The sequence below is a fragment of the Serratia sp. H402Y genome (genome assembly GCF_051172415.1).
Classification (GTDB): domain Bacteria; phylum Pseudomonadota; class Gammaproteobacteria; order Enterobacterales; family Enterobacteriaceae; genus Serratia; species Serratia ureilytica.
In genome coordinates, this window is sequence record NZ_JBPIYZ010000001.1 from 322439 (window position 1) to 347120 (window position 24682).

Annotated in this window: 21 protein-coding genes; 11 read left to right on the plus strand and 10 right to left on the minus strand. The window is 60.6% G+C overall.

The annotated features are described in order from the left end of the window. Positions 1–65 precede the first annotated feature (65 nt). The 4 genes from glnS (at position 66) to ACSBQS_RS01680 (ending at position 6754) form a co-directional block, all read left to right on the plus strand. The gene (gene glnS, locus ACSBQS_RS01665) at positions 66–1730 is read left to right on the plus strand and encodes a glutamine--tRNA ligase (RefSeq protein ID WP_033642175.1); all 1665 of its coding nucleotides are present in this window, start codon (positions 66–68) and stop codon (positions 1728–1730) included. A 577-nt stretch (positions 1731–2307) separates the two neighbouring features. After that, the gene (gene chiP, locus ACSBQS_RS01670) at positions 2308–3711 is read left to right on the plus strand and encodes a chitoporin ChiP (RefSeq protein WP_033642176.1); all 1404 of its coding nucleotides are present in this window, start codon (positions 2308–2310) and stop codon (positions 3709–3711) included. A 45-nt stretch (positions 3712–3756) separates the two neighbouring features. Beyond that, positions 3757–4083, plus strand: coding sequence for a ChiQ/YbfN family lipoprotein (chiQ, locus tag ACSBQS_RS01675; protein ID WP_025301860.1), 327 nt, complete (start codon positions 3757–3759; stop codon positions 4081–4083). Positions 4084–4096: 13 nt separating this feature from the next. Next, entirely contained in the window at positions 4097–6754 is a 2658-nt protein-coding gene (locus ACSBQS_RS01680; RefSeq protein ID WP_047025700.1) for a beta-N-acetylhexosaminidase, read from the plus strand. A 249-nt stretch (positions 6755–7003) separates the two neighbouring features. Here the strand turns inward: ACSBQS_RS01680 and fur are convergent, their stop codons facing one another. The 4 genes from fur to ybfF all read right to left on the minus strand — a co-directional run bounded on the left by fur (position 7004) and on the right by ybfF (position 9899). Next, positions 7004–7450: a ferric iron uptake transcriptional regulator gene (gene fur, locus ACSBQS_RS01685; protein WP_019454058.1), complete on the minus strand. Its 447-nt coding sequence runs from the start codon at positions 7448–7450 to the stop codon at positions 7004–7006. 329 nt (positions 7451–7779) lie between these two features. Continuing rightward, the gene (fldA, locus tag ACSBQS_RS01690; protein WP_004939938.1) at positions 7780–8319 is read right to left on the minus strand and encodes a flavodoxin FldA; all 540 of its coding nucleotides are present in this window, start codon (positions 8317–8319) and stop codon (positions 7780–7782) included. Between the two features lie 262 nt (positions 8320–8581). Next, a complete protein-coding gene (ybfE, locus tag ACSBQS_RS01695; protein WP_004939936.1) occupies positions 8582–8869 on the minus strand; it encodes a LexA regulated protein in 288 nt (95 codons plus the stop codon). A 256-nt stretch (positions 8870–9125) separates the two neighbouring features. Further along, positions 9126–9899, minus strand: a complete 774-nt coding sequence (gene ybfF, locus ACSBQS_RS01700; protein WP_080273370.1) for an esterase — start codon at positions 9897–9899, stop codon at positions 9126–9128. 224 nt (positions 9900–10123) lie between these two features. Here ybfF and seqA point away from each other — a divergent pair, with 224 nt between their 5' ends. The 4 genes from seqA (at position 10124) to ACSBQS_RS01720 (ending at position 13516) form a co-directional block, all read left to right on the plus strand. After that, positions 10124–10666: a replication initiation negative regulator SeqA gene (seqA, locus tag ACSBQS_RS01705; protein WP_047025699.1), complete on the plus strand. Its 543-nt coding sequence runs from the start codon at positions 10124–10126 to the stop codon at positions 10664–10666. Positions 10667–10743: 77 nt separating this feature from the next. Further along, entirely contained in the window at positions 10744–12387 is a 1644-nt protein-coding gene (gene pgm, locus ACSBQS_RS01710; protein ID WP_047025831.1) for a phosphoglucomutase (alpha-D-glucose-1,6-bisphosphate-dependent), read from the plus strand. Between the two features lie 191 nt (positions 12388–12578). Continuing rightward, complete coding sequence (locus tag ACSBQS_RS01715; protein ID WP_047025698.1) at positions 12579–13217, plus strand: PadR family transcriptional regulator; 639 nt, start codon at positions 12579–12581, stop codon at positions 13215–13217. After that, positions 13217–13516, plus strand: coding sequence for a DUF3861 domain-containing protein (locus ACSBQS_RS01720; RefSeq protein ID WP_033642181.1), 300 nt, complete (start codon positions 13217–13219; stop codon positions 13514–13516). The genes ACSBQS_RS01715 and ACSBQS_RS01720 overlap by 1 nt, the downstream gene beginning before the upstream one ends. A 27-nt stretch (positions 13517–13543) precedes the next feature. On the opposite strand, the gene kdpE is transcribed toward ACSBQS_RS01720, so the two are convergent. From kdpE to ACSBQS_RS01750, 6 genes are all read right to left on the minus strand, one after another. After that, complete coding sequence (kdpE, locus tag ACSBQS_RS01725; RefSeq protein ID WP_033637458.1) at positions 13544–14233, minus strand: two-component system response regulator KdpE; 690 nt, start codon at positions 14231–14233, stop codon at positions 13544–13546. A 16-nt stretch (positions 14234–14249) separates the two neighbouring features. Next, the gene (gene kdpD, locus ACSBQS_RS01730) at positions 14250–16946 is read right to left on the minus strand and encodes a two-component system sensor histidine kinase KdpD (RefSeq protein ID WP_047025697.1); all 2697 of its coding nucleotides are present in this window, start codon (positions 16944–16946) and stop codon (positions 14250–14252) included. Between the two features lie 73 nt (positions 16947–17019). Continuing rightward, positions 17020–17589: a potassium-transporting ATPase subunit KdpC gene (gene kdpC, locus ACSBQS_RS01735; protein WP_342165515.1), complete on the minus strand. Its 570-nt coding sequence runs from the start codon at positions 17587–17589 to the stop codon at positions 17020–17022. Positions 17590–17607: 18 nt separating this feature from the next. Then, positions 17608–19677 carry a potassium-transporting ATPase subunit KdpB gene (gene kdpB / locus ACSBQS_RS01740; protein ID WP_033642184.1) on the minus strand — a complete coding sequence of 690 codons (2070 nt, stop codon included), beginning with the start codon at positions 19675–19677 and terminating at the stop codon, positions 17608–17610. 26 nt (positions 19678–19703) lie between these two features. Continuing rightward, positions 19704–21392, minus strand: a complete 1689-nt coding sequence (gene kdpA, locus ACSBQS_RS01745; protein ID WP_342165513.1) for a potassium-transporting ATPase subunit KdpA — start codon at positions 21390–21392, stop codon at positions 19704–19706. Continuing rightward, a complete protein-coding gene (locus ACSBQS_RS01750) occupies positions 21392–21481 on the minus strand; it encodes a K(+)-transporting ATPase subunit F (protein ID WP_016928742.1) in 90 nt (29 codons plus the stop codon). Before ACSBQS_RS01750 ends, kdpA begins: the two co-directional genes overlap by 1 nt. A 441-nt stretch (positions 21482–21922) precedes the next feature. Here ACSBQS_RS01750 and ACSBQS_RS01755 point away from each other — a divergent pair, with 441 nt between their 5' ends. From ACSBQS_RS01755 to phrB, 3 genes are all read left to right on the plus strand, one after another. Continuing rightward, positions 21923–22132, plus strand: coding sequence for a YbfA family protein (locus ACSBQS_RS01755; protein ID WP_004939916.1), 210 nt, complete (start codon positions 21923–21925; stop codon positions 22130–22132). Between the two features lie 142 nt (positions 22133–22274). Then, complete coding sequence (locus ACSBQS_RS01760; protein ID WP_033651168.1) at positions 22275–23231, plus strand: YbgA family protein; 957 nt, start codon at positions 22275–22277, stop codon at positions 23229–23231. Between the two features lie 16 nt (positions 23232–23247). Next, positions 23248–24678, plus strand: a complete 1431-nt coding sequence (gene phrB / locus ACSBQS_RS01765) for a deoxyribodipyrimidine photo-lyase (RefSeq protein ID WP_072628175.1) — start codon at positions 23248–23250, stop codon at positions 24676–24678. The last annotated feature ends 4 nt before the right edge of the window (positions 24679–24682 follow it).

Consider the following 24682-nt stretch of genomic DNA (forward strand, 5'->3'; position numbering starts at 1 on the left):
TTCCAGACGTGGCTTGTTGGATCATAGGCGGTTATGTGTAGCGCTTTGCATTGAGGAACAGTGAAATGAGTGAGGCTGAAGCCCGCCCAACCAATTTTATCCGTCAGATCGTCGATGAAGATCTGGCGTCGGGGAAACACACGTCGGTACATACCCGTTTCCCGCCGGAGCCTAACGGCTATCTGCATATCGGCCACGCCAAGTCCATCTGCCTGAACTTCGGCATCGCCAAGGACTATCAGGGCCAGTGCAACCTGCGTTTCGACGACACCAACCCGGTGAAAGAAGACATCGAGTTCGTCGAGTCTATCAAGCACGACGTGGAGTGGCTGGGCTTTGAGTGGAGCGGCAACGTTCGTTACTCCTCAGACTATTTCGATCAGCTGCACCAGTACGCGGTGGAGCTTATCAGCAAAGGGCTGGCCTACGTCGACGAACTGTCGCCGGAGCAGATCCGCGAATACCGCGGCACCCTGACTGCGCCGGGCAAAGACAGCCCGTACCGCGGTCGCAGCGTGGAAGAGAACCTGGCGCTGTTCGAGAAGATGCGCAACGGCGAATTCGCCGAAGGCGCCGCCTGCCTGCGCGCCAAGATCGATATGGCTTCGCCGTTTATCGTGATGCGCGATCCGGTGCTGTACCGCATCAAGTTCGCCGAACACCACCAGACCGGCAATAAATGGTGCATCTACCCGATGTACGATTTCACCCACTGCATTTCCGATGCGCTGGAAGGGATCACCCATTCGCTGTGCACCCTGGAATTCCAGGATAACCGCCGTCTGTATGATTGGGTGCTGGATAACATCACCATTCCTTGCCACCCGCGCCAGTACGAGTTTTCGCGTCTCAACCTCGAATACGCCATCATGTCGAAGCGCAAGCTGCATCAGCTGGTGGCCGAGAAGATCGTCGAAGGTTGGGATGATCCGCGCATGCCGACCGTCTCCGGTCTGCGCCGCCGCGGTTATACTGCCGCCTCGATCCGCGAGTTCTGCCTGCGCATCGGCGTAACCAAGCAAGACAACAACGTCGAAATGGTGGCGCTGGAATCCTGCATCCGCGACGATCTGAACGAGAACGCGCCGCGCGCCATGGCGGTGCTGGATCCGGTGAAAATCGTCATCGAGAACATGGGCGATGCGGTGGAAATGGTCAGCATGCCTAACCACCCGAACAAGCCGGAAATGGGCAACCGCGATGTGCCGTTCAGCCGTGAGATCTATATCGATCGCGCCGACTTCCGCGAAGAAGCCAACAAGCAGTACAAGCGTCTGGTGCTGGGCAAAGAAGTGCGTCTGCGCAACGCGTACGTGATCAAGGCCGAGCGCGTCGAGAAAGATGAAGCCGGCGAGATCACCACCATCTTCTGCAGCTACGATGCGGAAACGCTGAGCAAAGATCCTGCCGACGGCCGCAAGGTGAAGGGCGTGATCCACTGGGTGTCTGCGGCGCACGCGCTGCCGGCGGAAATTCGCCTGTACGATCGCCTGTTCAGCGTGCCTAACCCGGGCGCGGCGGAGGACTTCCTCTCCACCATTAACCCGGAATCGCTGGTGATCAAGCACGGTTTCGTTGAGCCGAGTCTGGCGGCCGCACAGCCGGAGAAAGCCTATCAGTTCGAGCGTGAAGGCTACTTCTGCGCCGACAGCCATTACTCTTCGGCTGAGCACCTGGTGTTTAACCGCACCGTCGGTCTGCGTGACACCTGGGCGAAAATCGAAGGCTAATCTTAATCGCCTCGAAAATTAATGTATCAGCGCGGCTCAGGCCGCGCTTTTTTATGCCTGCTATTGAGTAAATCATCTATTCCCGCCACGTTTTTCCGGGCTGCGTTTAATTAACTGCGGTGCGTTAATCAATAAGTTTTCTTATATTGGGCTTAGTAGTCTTAATCTTTACTTATATATTCGTGATGCGAATTAATTTCATTTAGAGAGCGCTCTCAAATTTTATCTCCTGACTGACGGATTTAGTCAGGCTGAAACCATTAATCGTCTCTGGTTGACCTGGTATCCGTATTTATTCTGATTTAATTGAATTTTTTATTAGACACCTTCCATGAATGCCAGCGTAACAAATTATCACCGATATGTGCTCCTTGTCATACTTTGACAAATCTTCCGCATTTTTCATTTGATAATTCGCGTCGCGAAAAATAGTCTGTCTGTAGCAATTAGTGCTGTGGGAATAACATCTCGTCGGCAATATTTTTTACCCGTTCGGGTTTTTTATTGGCAGTCGTGCAGGGCAGTGGTGAACACAGGCGGCTGCAACTTTTAAGTTAAGTCAAAGAGGAATTTCAATATGGGTACGCACGGTGCTCAGCGTAAAACGCTGGCGCTCGCAGTCGCGGGCGCGCTGTTGGGAACAGGGTTTGCCATGGCGCCTGAGGCGAAAGCCGCAGGGTTTATCGAGGATTCCACGCTGACCGGCGGCATTTATTACTGGCAACGTGAGCGTGACCGTAAAGATCTCAATCCGGACAGCAAGGATTACAATCAATACACCACCAACCTGTCCCACTCTACCGCCAACCTGAGCCTGGATTTCGCGTCGGGCTACGCCTGGGACATGTTCGGTCTGGATGTCGGCACTTTTACCGCCATCGAACTGGCTGAATCCAGCGCCAGCGGTCACCCGAACGAAATCGCGTTCTCCTCGAAGAACCGTACCTACGACGAAGACTACTCCGGTGATAAAGGCGGTATCAGCCTGTACAAAGCCGCCGCCAAATTCAAATACGGCCCGGTCTGGGCGCGCGCCGGCTATATTCAGCCGAGCGGTCAAACCCTGCTGGCGCCGCACTGGAGCTTTATGCCGGGCACTTATCAGGGAGCTGAAGCCGGCGCCAAGTTCGACTACGGCGATGCCGGCGCGTTGAGCTTCTCCTACATGTGGGCCGACAAATACAAAGCGCCGTGGCATATCGAGATGGACGACTTCCGCCAGAACGATAAGAAAACCCGTGTCTCCTACCTGCACTCGCTGGGCGCCAAGTACGATTTCAAAAACGATCTGGTGCTGGAAGCCGCTTACGGCCAGGCCCAGGGGTACGTGAATCAGTACTTCACCAAGGCGTCTTACAAATTCGATCTGCTGGGCAACCCACTGACCACCAGTTACCAGTTCTATGGCGCGGAAGACCGCATCAGCAACAAGAACGATCCGAACAGCATCTATGACGGCCTGGCCTGGCTGCAGGCGTTGACCTTCGGTTACACCACCGGCCAGTTCAACTGGCGTCTGGAAGGCACCATGGTCAAGGCGGAAGGCAATCAGGGCTTCTTCCTGCAACGTATGACCCCGACCTACGCCTCGTCAAACGGTCGCCTGGACGTGTGGTGGGATAACCGCTCCGACTTTAACGCCAACGGCGAAAAAGCGGTGTATGCCGGCGTGATGTATGACCTCAGCAACTGGAACCTGCCGGGCATGGCGGTCGGCGGCTCTTACGTTTACGCGTGGGACGCCAAGCCGAGCACCAACCCGATCTACGATCAGAGCCAGCGCCTGAAAGAGAGCGCCTGGAGTCTGGACGCGATGTACACCATCCAGGAAGGGCGAGCCAAGGGCACGCTGCTCAAGCTGCATTACACCCAGTATGACAACCACACCAACATTCCGAGCTGGGGCGGCGGTTACGGCAACATCTTCCAGGACGAGAAAGACGTCAAATTCATGGTCATCGCGCCATTCACCATCTTCTGATGCGTTCCCCGGCCTCGCCGCCGGGGCAGTTAAGGGAATTCAACGATGAAAAAAATCATGCTGATGTTGGCGGCCGCTGCGGCGCTGAGCGCCTGTGCGCAACCCACCGCGCCGCCGGAAGACGCCAAGTTGAAACAGGCTTACAGCGCCTGCATCAATACCGCGGAAGGCTCGCCGGAGCGTCTGCAGCCGTGCAAGGCGGTACTGAACGTGCTGAAACAAGAGAAACAGCACCAGCAGTTCGCTGCGCAGGAAACGGTACGGGTGATGGATTATCAGAACTGCATTATGGCGGTTCACAGCGGTAACGGTCAGGCTTACGACGCCAAGTGCGGCAAGCTGTGGCAAGAAATTCGCGATAACAATAATTAAGAAGGACGAGAAGATGAACGCATTCAAACTGAGCGCACTGGCCGCCTTGACGGCAACGATGGGATTCCTGGGCGGCATGGGGAGCGCCATGGCCGATCAACAGCTGGTGGATCAGCTGAGCCAACTGAAGCTGAACGTGAAAATGCTGGATAACCGCGCCGGGGAAAACGGCGTGGATTGCGCGGCGCTGGGCGCAGACTGGGCCTCATGCAACCGGGTGTTGTTCACCCTGAGCAACGACGGGCAGGCGATCGACGGCAAAGACTGGATCATTTATTTCCACAGCCCGCGCCAGACTCTGCGGGTAGACAACGATCAGTTCAAGATCGCTCACCTCACTGGCGATCTGTACAAGCTGGAGCCGACCGCCAAATTCAGCGGTTTCCCGGCCGGTAAGGCGGTGGGAATCCCGGTGGTCGCCGAATACTGGCAGCTGTTCAGAAACGACTTCCTGCCCCGCTGGTATGCCACTTCCGGCGACGCCAAGCCGAAAATGCTGGCGAATACCGACACCGAAAATCTGGATCAGTTTGTGGCGCCGTTTACCGGCGATCAGTGGAAGCGCACCAAGGACGACAAAAATATTCTGATGACGCCGGCTTCGCGTTTTGTCAGCAACGCCGATCTGCAGACGCTGCCCGCCGGCGCGCTGCGCGGCCAGATCGTGCCGACGCCGATGCAGGTGAAAGTGCACGCGCAGGACGCCGACCTGCGCAAAGGGGTATCGCCGGATCTGAGTGCGTTGGTCAAGCCGGCGGCGGATGTCGTCAACCAGCGCTTCGCGCTGCTGGGCGTGCCGGTTCAGGCCAACGGTTACCCGATCAAGACCGACATCCAGCCGGGCAAGTTTAAAGGCGCGATGGCGGTGCCGGGCGCTTATGAGCTGAAGATCGGCAAGAAAGAGGCGCGGGTGATTGGCTTCGATCAGGCCGGGGTGTTCTACGGGTTGCAGTCTATCCTGTCGTTAGTGCCGACCGACGGCAGCGGCAAGATCGCCACGCTCGACGCCAGCGATGCGCCGCGCTTCCAGTATCGCGGCATTTTCCTCGACGTGGCGCGTAACTTCCATAAGAAGGATGCGGTGCTGCGCCTGCTGGATCAGATGGCGGCTTACAAGCTCAACAAATTCCACTTCCACCTGAGCGATGACGAAGGTTGGCGTATCGAAATTCCCGGCTTGCCTGAGTTGACGGAAGTCGGCGGCCAGCGCTGCCACGATCTGAGCGAAACCACCTGCCTGCTGCCGCAGTACGGCCAGGGGCCGGATGTCTACGGCGGTTTCTTCACTCGTCAGGACTACATCGACATCATCAAATACGCCCAGGCGCGCCAGATTGAGGTGATCCCGGAGATCGACATGCCGGCGCACGCCCGCGCGGCGGTGGTCTCGATGGAAGCGCGCTACAAGAAACTGCATGCCGCCGGCAAAGAGCAGGAGGCCAACGAATTCCGTCTGGTGGATCCGACCGATACCTCCAATACCACCTCGGTGCAGTTCTTTAACCGTCAGAGTTACCTGAACCCGTGCCTGGATTCCTCCCAGCGCTTTGTCGACAAGGTGATTGGCGAGATTGCCCAGATGCATAAAGAAGCCGGCCAGCCGATTAAGACCTGGCACTTTGGCGGCGACGAAGCGAAAAACATCCGCCTGGGCGCCGGCTACACCGACAAGGCGAAACCGGAACCGGGTAAAGGCATCATTGACCAGAGCAATGAAGATAAGCCGTGGGCCAAGTCTCAGGTGTGCCAGGTGATGATCAAAGAGGGCAAAGTGGCCGACATGGAGCACCTGCCGAGCTACTTCGGCCAAGAGGTCAGCAAGCTGGTGAAGGCGCACGGCATCGACAGAATGCAGGCCTGGCAAGACGGCCTGAAGGACGCCGAGAGTTCGAAGGCGTTCGCCACCTCGCGCGTGGGGGTCAACTTCTGGGACACCCTGTACTGGGGCGGTTTCGACAGCGTCAACGACTGGGCCAACAAAGGGTATGAAGTGGTGGTCTCCAACCCGGACTACGTCTATATGGACTTCCCTTACGAGGTGAACCCGGACGAGCGCGGTTACTACTGGGGCACCCGCTTCAGCGACGAGCGCAAGGTGTTCAGCTTCGCGCCGGACAACATGCCGCAGAACGCGGAAACCTCGGTTGACCGAGACGGCAACCACTTCAACGCCAAGAGCGACAAGCCGTGGCCGGGGGCATATGGACTTTCCGCTCAGCTGTGGAGCGAAACCCAGCGCACCGACCCGCAGATGGAATACATGATCTTCCCACGCGCGCTGTCGGTGGCGGAGCGCGCCTGGCATCGCGCCGGTTGGGAGCAGGACTATCGCGCCGGCCGCGAATACAAAGGCGGGGAAACCCACTTTGTCGATACCAAGACGCTGGAGAAAGATTGGCTGCGCTTCGCCAATATTCTGGGCCAGCGTGAACTGGCCAAGCTGGACAAAGGCGGCGTGGCTTATCGTCTGCCGGTGCCGGGCGCTCGCGTGGCGGGCGGCAAGCTGGAGGCGAATATCGCGCTGCCGGGGTTGGGCATCGAGTACTCCACCGACGGCGGTAAGCAGTGGCAGCGCTATGATGCCAAGGCTAAACCTGCGGTCTCCGGCGAAGTACAGGTGCGCTCGGTCAGCCCGGACGGCAAACGCTACAGCCGCGCCGAAAAGGTCTAAGAAGGGCGGTGCGGCCCGCAGTTTTGGCGGCGGGCCGCATCATAACGAAGGGGGAATGCGTTCGCCCGCGCGTGTCGGCGCAGGGCGGACGTTGTGGTGAGAGTAGTACGTGGAGTCGCTGTGCCGCTGCAATTGTGGTATTTCATGACATGATTTTCCCCGGCTGGTCCGGGGATTTTTTTTCCCGTTGTACGGCGGGCATAAAAAAACCGCCTCAAAATGAGGCGGTTTTTCATAGCCGGTCAGGGCTTATTTCTTGTCGTGCAGCGTTTCGTCTTCGCGACAGTCACCGGTTTCACAGTGGCCGTACAGGTACAGACTGTGGTTGGTGAGCTTGATGCCGTGCTGCTTGGCGATGTCACGCTGGCGCACTTCGATGGATTCGTCGCTGAATTCGATCACTTTGCCGCAATCCAGGCAAATCAGGTGATCGTGGTGATGCTGTTGGGTCAGCTCGAACACGGACTTGCCGCCTTCGAAATTGTGACGTGTCACAATGCCCGCATCGTCAAACTGGTTCAGTACGCGATAAACCGTCGCCAGCCCGATCTCTTCGCCCATATCAATCAGTTTTTTGTACAAATCTTCCGCACTGACGTGATGGCATTCCGGATTTTGCAGTACTTCCAGGATTTTGAGTCGCGGAAGCGTGACTTTTAAGCCGGCCTTCTTCAATGCGATGTTGTTGTCGGTCATGCGAATTCAGTCCTGTTACTATGCTAATCAAGTTGAGGCGTACTCGCCTGTGGCATCGGTCGGCACAAAGAGTTAATGCGTCTCATTATAGAACCGGTTGTACTAAATGGAAACCGCCGGTTGTTAACAAAGATATAATTGCACTATTGCATGTTTTGCATGCAACGCCTTGATGGATGGGATAAACCGATATCTCAGTCTACCGTGACGGGGTGGGAAGTTACAAATCTGTAGCTTCTATCGCAGCAATCCCTGTTGCCGATGACGGCCCTGTCGGCACACTATGCACTTTACAGGGCCTTTGTTCAACCTTTCGCCAGTCCCGGCGTTTAGCCGACGATATCGGCCAGGCTCAGCTCTTCGACGATCTGTTTGACCCAGGCGTCGACACGCTCGTTGGTCAGCTCCGGCTGACGGTCTTCGTCGATCGCCAGACCGATGAAGTGGTTGTCGTCCGCCAGGCCTTTGGAGGCTTCGAAGTGGTAGCCTTTGGTCGGCCAGTGGCCCACGATGGCCGCGCCGCGCGGTTCGATGATGTCGCGGATGGTGCCCATCGCGTCACAGAAATATTCCGCGTAGTCTTCCTGGTCGCCGCAGCCGAACAGCGCCACCAGTTTGCCGTTGAAATCGACTTCTTCCAGCGTCGGGAAGAAATCGTCCCAGTCACACTGCGCTTCACCGTAGTACCAGGTCGGGATGCCCAGCAGCAGGATATCGAACCCTTCCAGGTCTTCTTTGCTGCTTTTAGCGATGTCATGCACTTCAGAGACGTCGTCGCCAAACTGTTTCTGGAGAATTTTCTGGATCATTTTGGCAATGTTTTCGGTATTGCCAGTGTCGCTGCCAAAGAAAATGCCTACAGTAGCCATATCGCGTATAACCTTTAAATTCAAGTAATTGCATTACTCGATGCCAGCACTGCCGCCGCTGACGCCGATTAAAATGATGCCATGGCAAGAGCCGTTCGCCGCGGGGGCGGGCGCCGACAGGCGCAGTCTCTTACCGGTAAATGCGTATCATGCCAGAAAGTGGCGCCGGGGTTTTATCGCATTTATGCGATGCCGGAGATGAAGAAAAGCGTGTCGATCCGGCGTTGTCCTTAACGCCGCGCCGCGCGTGCGGCCGAAGAGATCAATGTTCCGGCTGTTCTTCCGCCAGTTGCGCCAACAGCATCTGCTCGATGAGTTCGCTGCGGCTGATGTTGCGCTGTTCCGCCAGTTTGTTCAGGGCGTCCACCGCATCCGCGTTGATTTTCAGCTCTACGCGCCGCAATCCACGCACTTTATCGCGCCGTAACTGATTGCGCTTATTGATTCTAAGCTGTTCATCGCGGGAAAGCGGGTTGGTTTTCGGGCGCCCCGGACGGCGTTCATCTGCGAACAGATCCAGCGTCGTGCGATCCGTTTGTTCTTTTGCCATAGGTAGCGGTACTGCAAGGGAGTTTGCATCAAAAAGCGCTCGCACGCTTCCGGAGGCATCGGTTAACACACTTCGGGCCAATAAACCCTAACCCAAATTCACCCCCGACCCGGCGTTCGCGAACGCGCTGGCGCGGCGGCAAAATTATAGCGCGCCATATTACCCCAGCAGATGGAGCGGCGACAATGCCTAACTGCGGGCTAAACGCGCTAAGCCGTTATCTTTAGCGCGTTTTTTCGCCAGGTGAGCGTATTTTTCAGGCTTCGTCGAGGAAACGGTGGATGGCACGCAGCACCGCCTCCGGTTTTTCGGCGTGCACCCAATGGCCGGTGCCGGCAACAACGTGCGCGCGGGCCTGCGGGAACTGGCGGGCGATGTCCGCACGGTAGCTGTCCTGCACGTACGGCGACAGGCCGCCGCGAATGAACAGGGTCGGGTGCGGCCAGGCCGGCACGTCCTGCCAGCCGGTGATGTCATCATAGCGCTCAATCAGCACCGGCAGGTTGAAGCGCCATTCGCCGTTATGGAAGGACTTCAGCAGGAACTGGATCACGCCTTCTTCCTGCAGGTAATCGCGCATCAGCTGGGCGGCGGCCTGGCGCTGGGTGATGCCGGCGGCGCTGACGGCCTTCAGGGCGGCGAAAATCTCGTCGTGACGTCGGGTCTGGTAATTCACCGGCGCGACGTCGATGACGATCAGCTTGGCGACGCGCTCGGGCGCGATGGCGGTCAGCGCCATCGCCGCTTTGCCGCCCATCGAATGGCCGATGACGATCGCTTTCTCAAGCCGCAGTTCGTCGAGCAGCTCCAGCAGATCCTGCGCCATCGCGGGGTAGTTCATCTCGTCGGCGCGCGGGGAGAGGCCGTGGTTGCGCAGATCGACCTTAATTACGCTGTGACGCTGATGCAGATCGCGCGCCAGCACGCCCAGGTTGTCCAGATTGCCGAACAGCCCGTGGATCAGCAGCACCGGCAGCGCGTCTGACTCGGCGGCCAGCAGTTGATAATGTAATTTCATGGCGAAGTTCATACTGAGAGAGATTCAGATTAGGGTATCATGATTGAATCGCACGATGAATCATGCGGAATTTTCGCGGCGCGGGCTTGGCAGTGCCGGCTATAGGTATTAGTCTGCATTTGCCGTCCGGAGGCACATTGTTGTGTTCGCCCCAGCGCTTTTAACCTTATAATCCCATGGCTTGAATGCAGGATCTGGCTTCAGGTTCTAAGTAGAAAAAACAGTATTGGATAAAGATGAAAACTATTGAAGTCGACGAAGAGCTTTACCGTTATATTGCCAGCCACACGCAACACATCGGTGAAAGCGCGTCCGATATTTTACGCCGCATGTTGAAATTCACCGCCGGTCAGCCGATGCGCGCGTTGCCTGCCGCCAGTGCGTCGCCGTCCGTCGAACCGGAAAAAGCGGCGCCGGTTCAGCGCCCGCGCGATCGCGTACGCGCCGTGCGTGAACTGCTGCTGTCGGATGAATACGCCGAGCAGAACAAAGCGGTCAACCGTTTCATGCTGGTGCTGTCCACGCTGTACACCCTCGATGCCGCCGGTTTTGCCGCCGCCACCGAGGCGTTGACCGGCCGTACCCGCACCTATTTCGCCGGCGATCAGCAGACCCTGCTGGCCAACGGCACGCATACCAAGCCGAAGCATGTGCCGGGCACCCCTTACTGGGTGATCACCAATACCAATACCGGCCGCAAACGCAGCATGATCGAACACATCATGCAGGCGATGCAGTTCCCGGCGGAACTGATCGAGAAAGTTTGCGGTACCGTCTAATTTAGCGAACAGCCCGTCATGATGGCCGTGCGCGACGTATTTGCCCGGTCACCGACAGGGATGAGGGAGATATGTCGATGGCGAATAATCCACGTGCCGGGCAGCCCGCCCGTCAAAGCGATCTGATCAACGTAGCCCAGCTGACGTCGCAGTACTATGTGCTGCAACCGGAAGCCGGCAATGCCGCACATGCGGTGAAGTTTGGCACCTCCGGCCACCGCGGCAGCGCGCAGCGCCACAGCTTCAACGAAGCGCACATCCTCGCCATCGCTCAGGCGATCGCCGAAGTTCGTCATCAGCAGGGCACCACCGGCCCGTGCTACGTGGGCAAAGACACCCATGCGCTGTCCGAGCCGGCCTTTATTTCCGTGCTGGAAGTGCTGACCGCCAACGGCGTCGATGTGATCGTGCAGGAAAACAACGGCTTCACGCCAACGCCGGCGGTATCGCACGCCATTTTGTGCCACAACCGCCACGGCGGTGCCCAGGCCGACGGCATCGTCATTACGCCGTCCCACAACCCGCCGGAAGACGGCGGCATCAAATACAATCCGCCGAACGGCGGCCCGGCTGACACCAACCTGACGTCAGTGATCGAAAAGCGCGCCAACGAACTGCTGGCGCAGCAGCTGAAAGGCGTGCAGCGTCAGTCGCTGGACAAGGCCTGGAACAGCGGCCACCTGCACGCCAAAGATCTGGTGCAGCCTTACGTCGAAGGGCTGGTGGAGGTGGTCGACATGCCGGCCATCCAACGCGCCGGCCTGAAGCTGGGCGTGGATCCGCTCGGCGGTTCCGGCATCGCCTATTGGCAGCGGGTGGCGGAACACTACAAGCTGGATCTGACGCTGGTGAACGATTCCATCGATCAGACGTTCCGCTTTATGCACCTGGATCACGACGGCATCATCCGCATGGACTGCTCGTCGGAGTCGGCGATGGCCGGCCTGCTGGCGCTGCGCGACAAATTCGATTTGGCGTTCGCCAACGATCCGGATTACGACCGCCACGGCATCGTCACGCCGAAGGGCCTGATGAACCCGAACCACTATCTGGCGGTAGCCATCAACTACCTGTTCCAGCATCGCCCGCAGTGGGGCGCCGATGTTGCGGTAGGTAAAACGCTGGTGTCCAGCGCGATGATCGATCGCGTGGTGGCCGATCTGGGCCGCAAGCTGGTGGAAGTGCCGGTTGGCTTCAAGTGGTTTGTGGACGGTCTGTTCGACGGCAGCCTGGGCTTTGGCGGCGAAGAGAGCGCCGGGGCCTCGTTCCTGCGCTTCAACGGCCAGCCGTGGTCGACCGACAAAGACGGCATCATCATGTGCCTGCTGGCGGCTGAAATCACCGCGGTAACCGGTGAGAACCCGCAGCATCACTATGACGATCTGGCCAAGCGTTTCGGCGCGCCAAGCTACAACCGCATCCAGGCGCCGGCAACCCATGCGCAGAAAGCGGCGCTGTCCAAGCTGTCGCCGGAGATGGTCAAGGCCAGTACGCTGGGCGGAGACCCGATCACTGCACGTCTGACCGCAGCGCCGGGCAACGGCGCGTCGATCGGCGGCCTGAAAGTGATGACCGACAACGGTTGGTTCGCGGCTCGTCCTTCCGGCACCGAAGAGGCTTACAAGATCTACTGCGAGAGCTTCCTCGGGGCGGAGCACCGCGAGAAGATTGAGCACGAAGCGGTCGAGATCGTCAGCGAAGTGCTGGCTTCCGCCAAGTAATCACTTTTCTTGATTGATAAAAAGCGCTGTTTTTACAGCGCTTTTTTTATGGGCGCTATTTAGATATATCTTTTTCACGGCACGCGCTTGCGCATTTAGATATATCGATCTAGATTAGCGCTATCGATGCTGTTTAGATATATCTAAACAACCTCGTATTGATGTTCCCTACTAAAGCGAGGTCTCACCTTATGTTTCATCGATTAGGCTTACACCGGCATCATCATCACCATGAATGCGAAGAGGGTCGTCGTCATCGCGGCGGACGCCATCACTTCGGCGGTGAAGGCGAAGAGCGCGGCCGGGGTGGGCGCGGCGGCCGGGGCGGGCGTCATCGTCTGTTCGAACACGGCGATCTGCGCCTGGTGCTGCTGGCGCTGGTGGCGCGCAAGCCCAGCCACGGGTACGAATTGATCAAGGCGATCGAGGAAGCGTCATCCGGCCTGTACGTGCCGAGCCCGGGGGTGATTTACCCCACGCTGACGCTGCTGGAAGAGCAGGATTTCCTCGAACCGCTCACCACCGGCAACGGCCGCAAAAGCTACCGCATCACCGCGGCGGGCGAGGGCGAGCTGCAAAAGCATCAACAGGTGGTTGAGGTCATTCTGGCGCGTCTGGCGGGCGCCGGCCGCGAGCGTCATCGGCACGGCAACCTGGCGGAAGGCATCTACGACGCCATGAACCGTCTGCGCAGCCTGCTGCGCGGCAACGTGATGCGCGCCGATCTTACGCCGCAGCAGGTGGAGCGCATCAACGCCGCGTTGCTGACCGCCGTGGCGGCGATCGAAAGCGAAATGCAGATTCAACCTTCGCAACAGGAGAAGAACTGATGCCCGGCCACCGTTTTAACATTACCGTTGAAGCCCTGAGCGATCGCCAGGGCAATCCCGTCGAGAAAGCGCCGCTGAGTTTTGAGGTGAGCAACCACGACGATATTCTCGAGATCGTCGAACGCATTCGGGCGCGTGACGATCTGAACTTCGGCCCCGAGCAGAGCGCGGCCTTTGCCGTGGGGTTGAAGCTGTTCTCCGAAGTGATGATCGAAAACCGCAAACACCCGGTGTTCGCTCCGCTGCGCGAGGCGTTTAAGGAATTTATGGTCGGATTGAAGAAGGGCCCGGCGGCGTAAAGGCGCGGCAAACCGCGCCCTCCGGGGTTAAGGCATGAAGCGATAGCCGACGCCGGTTTCGGTCAGCAGGTGTTTGGGCCGGGCCGGATCGGCTTCGAGCTTCTGCCGCAAATGGCCCATGTAGATGCGCAGATAGTGGCTGTGCTCCACGTAGTTCGGCCCCCAGACGTGGCTCAACAGCTGGCGTTGGGTGATCACTTTGCCGGCGTTGGCCAGCAGCTCCGCCAACAGGCGAAACTCGATCGGCGTCAGATGCAGATCTTCGTCGTTGCGCAGCACCCGGCGATTCACCAGATCGACGGTGATCGCCGAAAAGCTCACCAGCGGGCTTTCCTGTTGGCTAGCCGAGTGGCGACGCAGCGCGACCCGCACCCGCGCCAGCAACTCACCGATGCCGAACGGCTTGCTGAGGTAGTCGTCGGCGCCGGCGTCCAGCGCGGCGATCTTGTCCTCTTCGGCGTTGCGCGCCGACAGCACGATCACCGGAATGGCGCTCCACTGCCGCAGATCGCGGATGTAACTCAGCCCGTCGCCATCCGGCAACCCCAAATCCAGGATGATCAGATCCGGTTTGCGCGTGCCGGCCTCAATCAGCCCCCGCTGCAGCGTTTCACTTTCAAACACCCGCAGGCCTTCGCTCTCCAGCGCGGTGCGCACGAAGCGGCGGATCTCTTTTTCATCTTCAACAATCAGAATGTTGGTTGGCGTTATGCTCACGTTTCCCCTGCGTTGATTACAGATCGAAGGCGTCGCCGTCGATCTCGGGCGGTTTTTCCAGCGGCAGCACGAAGCGGAAGCTGGCGCCGCCGTTGGCGCCGTTTTCCGCCCAGATGCGGCCGTCATGCACTTCAATAATGGCACGACAAATCGCTAACCCCAAGCCGACGCCAGGGATCGCCGACTCTTTATTGCCGCGTGAAAACTTGTCGAAAATCAGCTGCAGCTGATCGGCGGGGATGCCGGGGCCGTTATCCCAGACCTCGACTTCCAGCCACTCGGGCAGCGTGCGGGCGCGAATGCCGATGGTGGCCTCGGCGCCGGCGTATTTATTGGCGTTTTCCAACAGGTTGGTGAACACCCGTTCCAGCAGGCTGCCGTCGCAGTTGACCAGGATCTGTTCCGGCGGCAGATCGACCTCGATCGGATGCTGGCTGAGCAGCGGCTCCAGCATGTGCAGCGAAGCGCCGACGATCTCTTCCAGCGACTGCCACTCTTTACGCAGGCTGAAACCGCCAGACTGGATGCGCGCCATATCCAGCAGGTTGTTCACCAGCCGGGTGGTGCTCAGCACCTGCTGGCGGATCTGGCTGGCCTGGGTGGCGTGATTGGAGCCTTCGGCCGCCAGGTCCAGCGTGAGAATTTCCGCCTGGCCGAACAACACGGTCAGCGGGGTGCGCAGATCGTGCGACAGCGCCGCCAGCAGCGAGTTGCGCAGCTGTTCGCGTTCGGCGTCCAGCTTGGCTTCTTCGGCGCTGCGCGCCAGGTGCAGCCGTTCCAGCGCGCTGGCGATCAGCACTGCGAAGGTTTGCAGCAGCCGCTGTTGTTCCGGCACCATCAGCTGGCGCAGGTTGTTGGGTTCGATCGCCAACAGGCCGAAGGTCTGTTTGGGGGTATTGAGCGGCAGCAGTTGGTAAGGCACGCCGGGCAGGGTGTCGGTGCCGGCGCCGGCCGGCAAGCCTTTATCGAAACTCCAGCGCGCGATGGCTTCGTCTACCGACAGCAGCCCGCCTTCCTCGCCGATCATTTGCTGCAGCCGGCCGTCTTCCTGCGGCAGCAGCAGCACGGTTTTCGCCTGGAAGCTGCTGGAGAGGAAATGACGGCTGGTGTTGGCGATGTCGGCCACGGTCAGCGCGCGGCTCAGCCCGCGTGACATTTCGTACAGATGGCGCGCCCGCTGCTCGCGATAGCGCGCCACCCGGGCCTGATAACGCACCCCGGCGGTCAGGTTGCCGATGATGATGCCGACGGCGAGCATCACGCCGAAGGTCAGCAGATACTGCATATCGCTGACGGCGAACGACCATTCGGGCTGAACGAAGAACAGATCGAAACTGGCGACATTGATCACCGCCGCCAGCACCGATGGCCAGCGGCCGAAGAACAGCGCGACGATCGCCACGCCGAGCAGGTAGACCATCACCAGGTTGGCCTGATCGAAGCCCGGCAGCAGCCACTGCGAGAGCAGGGTGATCAGCGCGCACAGCGCCACCGCCACCGCGCAGCCGCGCAGCTGCATGCGCCATTTCTCATTGAAGCTGCGGCCGTCGTGCTCCTTGCCCGGCGGCGGCTGTACGGCGTCGCTGTCCAGCGCGACGATCACCAGATCGAGATCCGGGCCCAGGCGGCCGAGGCGATCGGCGAAACTGCCGCGCAGCTTCCAGCGCTGCTCGCTGCGGCGGCCGATGATGATTTTGCCGAGGTTATGTTCGCGGGCGTAGCGCAGCACTGCGCGCTCTTCGGACGGATCGGCCAGGGTGGCGGTTTCGGCGCCCAGCTCCTGCGCCAGCCGCAGCGCGCGCAGAATGGCGCGGCGCTGGTTTTCCGGCAGCCGGTGCAGCTTGGGGGTTTCCACGTAGACCGCATGCCAGTGGCAGCCGAGCCGCGCCGCCAGCCGGGCGGCGATGCGCACCAGCTTTTCGTTGCCGCTGTTGTGGCCGACGCACAGCAGAATGCTGTCGCGGGTGTGCCACACTTTCTCGCGTCCCTGGGTGTCGCGAAACTCGCGCATCTGGTCATCGACCCGATCGGCGGTGCGGCGCAGCGCCAACTCGCGCAGGGCGATCAGGTTGCCTTTACGGAAAAAATGCTCGATGGCGCGCTCGGCCTGACCGGGAATATACACTTTGCCTTCGTGCAGCCGTCGGCGCAGATCGTCCGGCGGCAGATCGACCAGCACCACTTCGCTGGCCTCGTCAAACACGTGGTCGGGCACCGTTTCGCGCACCCGCACGCCGGTCACGCCGCCCACCACGTCGTTCAGACTTTCCAAATGTTGTACGTTGACGGTAGTCAGCACGTCGATACCGGCGTCCAGCAGCTCTTCCACATCCTGCCAGCGTTTGGGGTGGCGCGAACCGTGGGCGTTGCTGTGCGCCAGTTCGTCCATCAGGATCAGCGCCGGATGGCGCGCCAACGCGGCGTCGAGGTCGAATTCCTGCACCAGTCGCCCGCGATGCTGGATGCGCTTTTGCGGCAACAGCGCCAGGCCGTCGAGCAGGGCGGCGGTCTCGCTGCGGCCGTGGGTTTCCACCACGCCGACCAGCACGTCCAGCCCCTGGGCGCGCAAACGCTGGGCCTCCTGCAGCATGGCGTAGGTTTTGCCCACGCCGGCGCAGGCGCCGAAGAATACCTTCAACCGGCCGCGCGGTTTTTCATTGGCCAGCGCCAGCAGGCTATCGGGATCGGGACGCTGCTGTTCTTCTTCGACCATGACAATTCCTTGTGTTACCAAGCAAAAAGGGGTTCGGCATGCCGAACCCTATCACTATGCTGAATACGGCGCGTTACTTCAACGCATCCAGCGCCAGGTTCAGCTTCAACACGTTGACCACCGATTCGCCCATGAAGTTGGGCGTGGCCCGATCGGTGTTGTCTTCGATCAGTTTGGCGACCTGTTCCGGCGGCAGATGACGTGCCGCCGCGACCCGCGCCAGCTGATACCGCGCCGCGACGATCGAGATATGCGGATCCAGCCCGCTGCCGGAGGCGGTCAGCAGATCCACCGGGATCGGGCCGTTCATGGCTGGATTGGCCTGGCGCAGCTGCGCCGCGCGTTCGGCGATAGCCTTATCCAGCGCCGGGTTGGTGGCCGCCAGGTTGCTGCCGGCGGAGGCCAGTGGATTATAGGCTGAATCGCCGGTCGCCGACGGGCGGCCCCAGAAATAGTCGGCGCGCGTGAAGTTCTGGCCGATCAGCGCGGAGCCGACCGCCTTGTCGCCCTGGTACAGCAGCGAACCGTTGGCCGCGCCCGAAAACAGCAGCTGCGCCAGCCCGGTGGTCAGCAGCGGATAGGCGATGCCGGTGAGCAGCGTCAGCAGGATCAACATCACCAGCGCAGGTCGTAAATACGTCATGTTCATTTCCCTCAATGGTTAACCGGCGACGTGCAGCGCGACCAGGATCAGGTCGATCAGTTTGATGCCGACGAACGGCACCAGCAGACCGCCGACCCCGTACAGCCACAGGTTGCGGCGCAGCAGAGCCGCGGCGCTCATCGGTTTGTAGCTCACCCCTTTCAGCGCCAGCGGGATCAGAAACACGATCACCAGGGCGTTGAAGATCACCGCCGACATGATGGCGGAGGCGGGGGAGTGCAGGTGCATCACGTTCAGCGCGTTCAGCTGCGGATAGGTGGCCGCGAACGCCGCCGGAATGATGGCGAAGTACTTGGCCACGTCGTTGGCGATGCTGAAGGTGGTCAGCGAACCGCGCGTCATCAGCATCTGTTTGCCGATATGCACCACTTCGATCAGCTTGGTCGGGTTGGAATCCAGATCGACCATGTTGCCCGCCTCTTTGGCGGCCTGGGTGCCGGAGTTCATCGCCACCGCCACATCGGCCTGCGCCAGCGCCGGGGCGTCGTTGGTGCCGTCGCCGGTCATCGCCACCAGACGGCCTTCCGCCTGATACTGGCGGATCAGCGCCAGCTTGGCTTCCGGCGTGGCTTCCGACAGGAAGTCGTCCACCCCGGCTTCGGCGGCGATCGCCGCCGCGGTCAGCGGGTTATCGCCGGTGATCATCACCGTTTTGATGCCCATCTTGCGCAGCTCATTGAAGCGCTCTTTGATGCCGCCCTTGACGATATCCTTCAACGCCACCACGCCCAGCACCCGGGCGCCTTCCGCCACCACCAGCGGCGTGCCGCCGGTGCGCGCCACGCTTTCCACCAGATCGTCCACCGCCCGCGGGAAGTGCCCCTGATTGGTTTCGACGTGACGGCGAATGGCGTCCACCGCGCCTTTGCGGATCATGCGCTCCTGCACGTTGACGCCGCTCATGCGGGTCTGGGCGGAGAAGGGCACGAAGGTGGCGTTCAGCGCCTGCAGATCGCGCTCGCGCAGGTTAAAGCGCTGTTTGGCCAGCACCACGATGCTGCGGCCTTCCGGCGTTTCGTCCGCCAGCGAAGCCAGCTGCGCGGCGTCCGCCAGCTCTTGTTCTTTCACGCCCGGCGCCGGCAAGAACTCCGAAGCCTGACGGTTGCCCAGCGTAATGGTGCCGGTTTTATCCAGCAGCAGCACGTCCACGTCGCCGGCGGCTTCCACCGCGCGGCCGCTGGTGGCGATCACGTTGGCGCCGAGCATGCGGCTCATCCCGGCCACGCCGATGGCGGACAGCAGACCGCCGATGGTGGTGGGGATCAGGCAAACCAGCAGCGCGACCAGTACGGTGATGGTGACCACGCTGCCGCTGCCGGCCGCCTCGACGCTGTATTGCGAGAACGGGAACAGGGTGGCGGTGGCCAACACGAACACGATGGTCAGCGCTACCAGCAGGATGGTCAGCGCGATTTCGTTCGGCGTTTTGCGGCGTTTGGCGCCTTCCACCATGGCGATCATGCGATCGAGGAAGGTTTCCCCCGGGTTGACGCTGCACTGCACCACCAGCCAGTCGGACAGCACGCGGGTGCCGCCGGTGACCGAGGAGAAGTCCCCGCCGGATTCGCGGATCACCGGGGCGGATTCCCCGGTAATGGCGCTTTCATCCACCGAGGCGCCGCCCTCCAGCACTTCGCCGTCGCACGGAATGGTGTCGCCGGCTTCCACCAGCACGATATCGCCTTTGCGCAGGCTCTCGGCGGCCACTTTCTCCGTGGCGCCGTCGCGGCGCGGGCCGGCCAGTTTTTTCGCCCAGCTGGTTTTCTTGGTGCCTTTCAGGCTTTCCGCCTGGGCCTTGCTGCGGCCTTCGGCCAGCGCCTCGGCGAAGTTGGCGAACAGCACGGTGAACCACAACCACAGGGAGACGCTGCCGGTAAAGGCGGCGGCACCGTCGGTTTGGCCGGCGAGGATCGCCAGCCAGATGGCGGTGGTCAGCAGACTGCCGATATACACCACGAACATCACCGGGTTGCGCCATTGAACGCGAGGGTCCAGTTTTTTCACCGCATCGATCAGCGCGGTGCGCACCAGAGCCGGTTCAAACAGCGCGCGTTGTTTGCGAGTCATCTCTTATTCTCTCTCTGTGACGTCTGTTAGTTTGCCAACCAAAGTTGCAAATGCTCGGCCACCGGGCCCAGCGCCAGCGCCGGCACGAAGGTCAGCGCGCCCACCAGCAGCACGGTGCCGATCAGCAGGCCGATAAACAGCGGCCCATAGGTCGGCAGGGTGCCGTTGCCCGCCGGCTGGCGTGGCTTGGCGCTCAGCGAACCGGCGATCGCCAGCACCGGCAGGATCACCCCGAAGCGGCCGACGAACATGGCGAAGGCCAGCAGCAGGTTGTAGAACGGCGTATTGACGCTCAAGCCGGCGAAGGCGCTGCCGTTGTTGTTGGCGGCGGAGGACAGGGCATAAAGCACTTCGCTGAAGCCGTGGGCGCCCGGATTGAGGATGCCGGCGCGGCCCGCGTCGGTGCCGATAGCCAGCGCGCTGCCCAGCAACACCAGCGCCGGCGTGACCAGGATCGCCAGCGCGGTCATCTTCATGTCATAGACGTCGATCTTCTTGCCCAGGTATTCCGGGGTGCGGCCGATCATCAGACCGGCGATAAACACCGTCAGCAGCACGAACAGCAGCATGCCGTACAGGCCGGAGCCGACGCCGCCGAACACCACTTCACCGATCTGCATCAGCCACATCGGCACCATGCCGCCCAGCGCGGTGAAGGAGTCGTGCATGGCGTTGACCGCCCCGCAGGACGCGGCGGTGGTCACCACCGAGAACAGGCTGGTGGCGAGAATGCCGAAGCGCGACTCTTTGCCTTCCATATTGATGTTGCTGTCGGCGCCCAGCGCGCTCAGGTGCGGGTTGCCCGCCAGCTCGGCGTACATCACCACCACCACCGCCACCACGAAGATCAGCGCCATCGCCCAGATCAGCGCGTGGCCCTGACGGTTTTCACCGGCCAGTTGTCCGAAAGAGAAGCACAGCGCGCAAGGGATCAGGAAGATGGCCAGCATCTGCACGAAGTTGGTCAGCACGGTCGGGTTTTCGAACGGGTGCGCCGAGTTGGCGCCGAAGAACCCCCCGCCGTTGGTACCGAGCATCTTGATCGCTTCCTGCGAGGCGACCGGCCCCATCGGCAGCGTCTGCTGCGCGCCTTCGAGCGTGGTGACGTGCAGGTAAGGCAGGAAGTTTTGCAGCGTGCCCTGGCTGACGAAGAACAGGGCGATCAGCAGCGCGATCGGCAGCAGCACATACAGCGTGATGCGGAACAGATCGGCCCAGGCGTTGCCGACGGTCTTGCCGGCGCGGCGGGTAAAGGCGCGGATCAGCGCAAAGGCCACGGCGATGCCGGTGGAGGCGGAAACGAAGTTCTGCACCGCCAGCCCGGCCATCTGGCTGAAATAGCTGAGGGCGCTTTCACCGCTGTAGGCTTGCCAGTTGGTGTTGGTGACGAAGCTGACGGCGGTGTTGAGCGCCAGATCCCAGGAGAGGCCAGGGAAGCCTTGCGGGTTGAGCGGCAGCGAGCCCTGCGCCATCAGCAGGGCGAACAGCAGCGCCAGGCCGAGCAGGTTAAACGTCAGGATCGCCAGCGCGTACTGCCACCAATTCATCTCGGTGGGGCGGATGCCGCAGGCGCGCCAGACGCCGGCTTCCACTGAGCGCAGCGCAGGCAGCGGCTCACCTTCGATCAGGCGCGCCATAAAACCGCCCAGCGGCCGGGCCAGCAGCAGAAGCACCAGCAGAAAACTGGCGATCAGTAAAAAGGCTGAAGCCGCCATCAGAAATCCTCCGCGTTAAACAGGGCGTAGACCAGATAGGCCAACAGCAGCAGAACCAACAGCGCACCACCAATAACGCTGAAACTCACGGGACACCTCCAGAGGTGTTGTTTTTGATAGAGGCAGTGTAGGGAGCGGGGTAGAAAGAAGATGAAAAAATCGCGCAGGCGGGTGTAAAAAAAGTATAAAAATGGCTGAAATTTCAGCAAAAATTGAGCATTTCAACCAGCAGGTTGGCGGCGAGATTGCGCCTGATGAGTGAATAAGCAAGGGCAGCGGCGTGGAAGCAGGAACCGGATAATAACCACAACGTAACCAATGTTAAGTTAAAAATTAACTTGGTTGTAACAAAATTACGAATCGCCGCGGTGATTAGCGATTTTTTGTGCGATTTAGTGGTCGGATGAGTAGTAAACTTTCATCAAGTGCGCTAAAATTTTGTCCAGTTACCAAATTACCGATTGTTCATTTGATACGCCCACGCCGTTTTCCCTGACAAATCAACGGCAGGCGTTTTTAAGGAGGTTCGCATGTCTACGACCTATCACGCTTATTCACTGCATCGGATTCTCCTGCGCCGCAGCGCAGTGGTGATCGCGGGCATTTTGGCCCTGCCGGTGATGCTGTTCCGCAGCGATCGCGGGCGTTTTTACAGCTACCTGCACCGCGTCTGGTCAAAAACCAGCGATAAACCGGTCTGGCTGCAGCAGGCGGAACTGGCGTCCTGCGACTTCTACTGAGTCACTGCCGACTCACGAACAACCCTCGCCCTGCGGCGGGGGTTTTTTTATGCCCCAAGCCCGCTGCCGTCAAGCGCAAGGTCGTATTTGGCAAGCCATTCTTCTACACTTTCCCCATCGACCAACACCACGAGAGAACGGTATGAGTGACAAGATCCCTATCGGCATCAGCGCCTGTTTACTGGGCGACGCGGTGCGTTTCGACGGTGGCCACAAGCGGCTGGCCTTCGCGGTGGAACAGTTGGCGCCCTATGTGCGCTTTGAGCCCGTATGCCCGGAAATGGCGATCGGCCTGCCCACGCCGCGCCCGGCGCTGCGCCTGGTGAAACAGGCGCAGCCGTGGCCGGCGATGCGCTACAGCAACGACGCCGGCGTGGATCTGACCGAGGAGATGCGCAGTTTCTCCGCGCAGCGCGTGGCCGCGTTGCAGCACTTGTGCGGTTACATCGTCTGCGCCAAGTCGCCGAGCTGCGGCCTGGAGCGGGTGCGGGTCTACAGCGAGAACGGCAAGGACTCGCGTAAAAACGGCGTCGGGCTGTTTACCGCCGAGCTGCTGCGCCAGATGCCGTGGCTGCCGGTGGAAGAGGATGGGCGTTTGCAGGATGCGGCGCTGCGGGAAAACTTTATCGAGCGAGTGTACGCGCTGTATGAGTTGAACATGCTATGGCGTCAGGGGCTGACCCGCGGCGGGCTGATCGCGTTTCACAGCCGCTACAAGCTGTCGCTGCTGGCGCATTCGCAGCCGGCGTACCGCGAACTGGGGCGTTTCGTCGCCGACATTCATCGCTGGGACTCGCTGGAAGACTTCGCCGTGGAGTACCGCAGCCGCCTGATGGCGCTGTTGGCGCACAAGGCGACGCGCCGCAACCATACCAACGTGCTGATGCACGTGCAGGGTTACTTCCGCCGCCAGCTCAGCGCGGCGCAGCGCCAGGAGCTGGCGCACCTGATCGACCGCTACCGGCAGGGCATGCAGCCGCTGCTGGCGCCGATCGCCTTGCTTAAGCATTACATGGCGGAATACCCCGACAGTTATTTGGCGGAACAACGCTATTTCGAACCTTATCCGGAGGCGCTGCGTTTGCGTTACGGCCATTGATTGACAAGGGAATTTTATGACCACGCATCTGGTCTGGTTGCGTAACGATCTGCGTATCACCGACAACAAAGCGCTGCACGCTGCCTGCAGCGATCCCAAAGCCCGGGTGCTGGCGGTGTTTATCGCCACCCCGCAGCAGTGGCGGGAACATGAGATGGCGCCGCGGCAGGCGGCGCTGATCCACGCCAGCCTGCGGGCGGTACAGCAGGCGCTGGCGCAAAAGGGCATTGCGCTGCATTGCCATGCCGGCACGGACTTTGCCGCGTCGATCGACTGGCTGGCGGAGTATTGCCGGCGAGAGCAGGTGGACGCGCTATTTTACAACCGCCAGTACGAACTGAATGAACGGCGACGCGATGCGCGGCTGGAGCAGCAGTTGAATGGACGGGTAACGTGCCACGGTTTTGATGACAGCCTGCTGTTGCCGCCGGGCAGCGTGCTAACCGGCGGCGGCGAGATGTACAAGGTTTATACGCCGTTTCGCAACGCCTTCATTCAGCGCCTGACTGAGTCCGACGTGAGCTGCCTGCCGGCGCCGAAGATCCGTGCCGATGGCGCGTTGCCTGCGCCTGAAGCGCCGGCGGCGTTCGATTATCCCGCGGCGGACATCGGGGATGATTATCCCGCCGGCGAGGAGGCCGCGCTGCAGCGGCTGCGCGCCTTTTGTCGTGAGCAGGTGCAAGATTACCTTCGGCAGCGCGATCTGCCCGCCATCGCCGGCACCAGCAGCCTGTCGCCCTATCTGGCGATCGGCGCGCTGTCGCCGCGCCAGTGTTTTAACCGCCTGCGCGCCGAATGCCCGCAGCTGCTGGAAGATCGCGAGAGCGGCGCTTTCGCCTGGCTGAACGAGCTGATTTGGCGCGAGTTCTATCGCCACCTGCTGGTGGCCTACCCCGAGCTGTGCCGCCATCGTCCCTTTATCGCCTGGACGGACAAGGTGCGCTGGAGCGCTGACGCGGCGAAGCTGCAGGCCTGGCAGCGGGGCGAAACCGGCTATCCGATCGTCGATGCCGCCATGCGCCAACTGAACGCTACCGGCTGGATGCACAACCGGCTGCGCATGATCAGCGCCAGTTTTCTGGTGAAGGATCTGCTGATCGACTGGCGCGCCGGGGAGCGCTATTTCATGTCGCAACTGCTGGACGGGGATCTGGCGGCCAATAACGGCGGCTGGCAGTGGGCGGCCTCCACCGGCACCGACGCCGCGCCGTATTTCCGCATCTTTAACCCGACCACCCAGGGTGAACGTTTTGATCCACAAGGCACTTTCATCCGTAAATGGTTGCCGGAACTGGCGGATGTGCCCGACAATGACATCCATTACCCCCACCGCTGGGCGGAAAAGCAGCGCCGTACGCTGAACTACCCGCTGCCGATCGTCGATCACAAACAAGCCCGCGTGGAGACGTTGGCGGCGTTCGAGGCGGCGAAACGGGGAGAGTCTTGAGGCA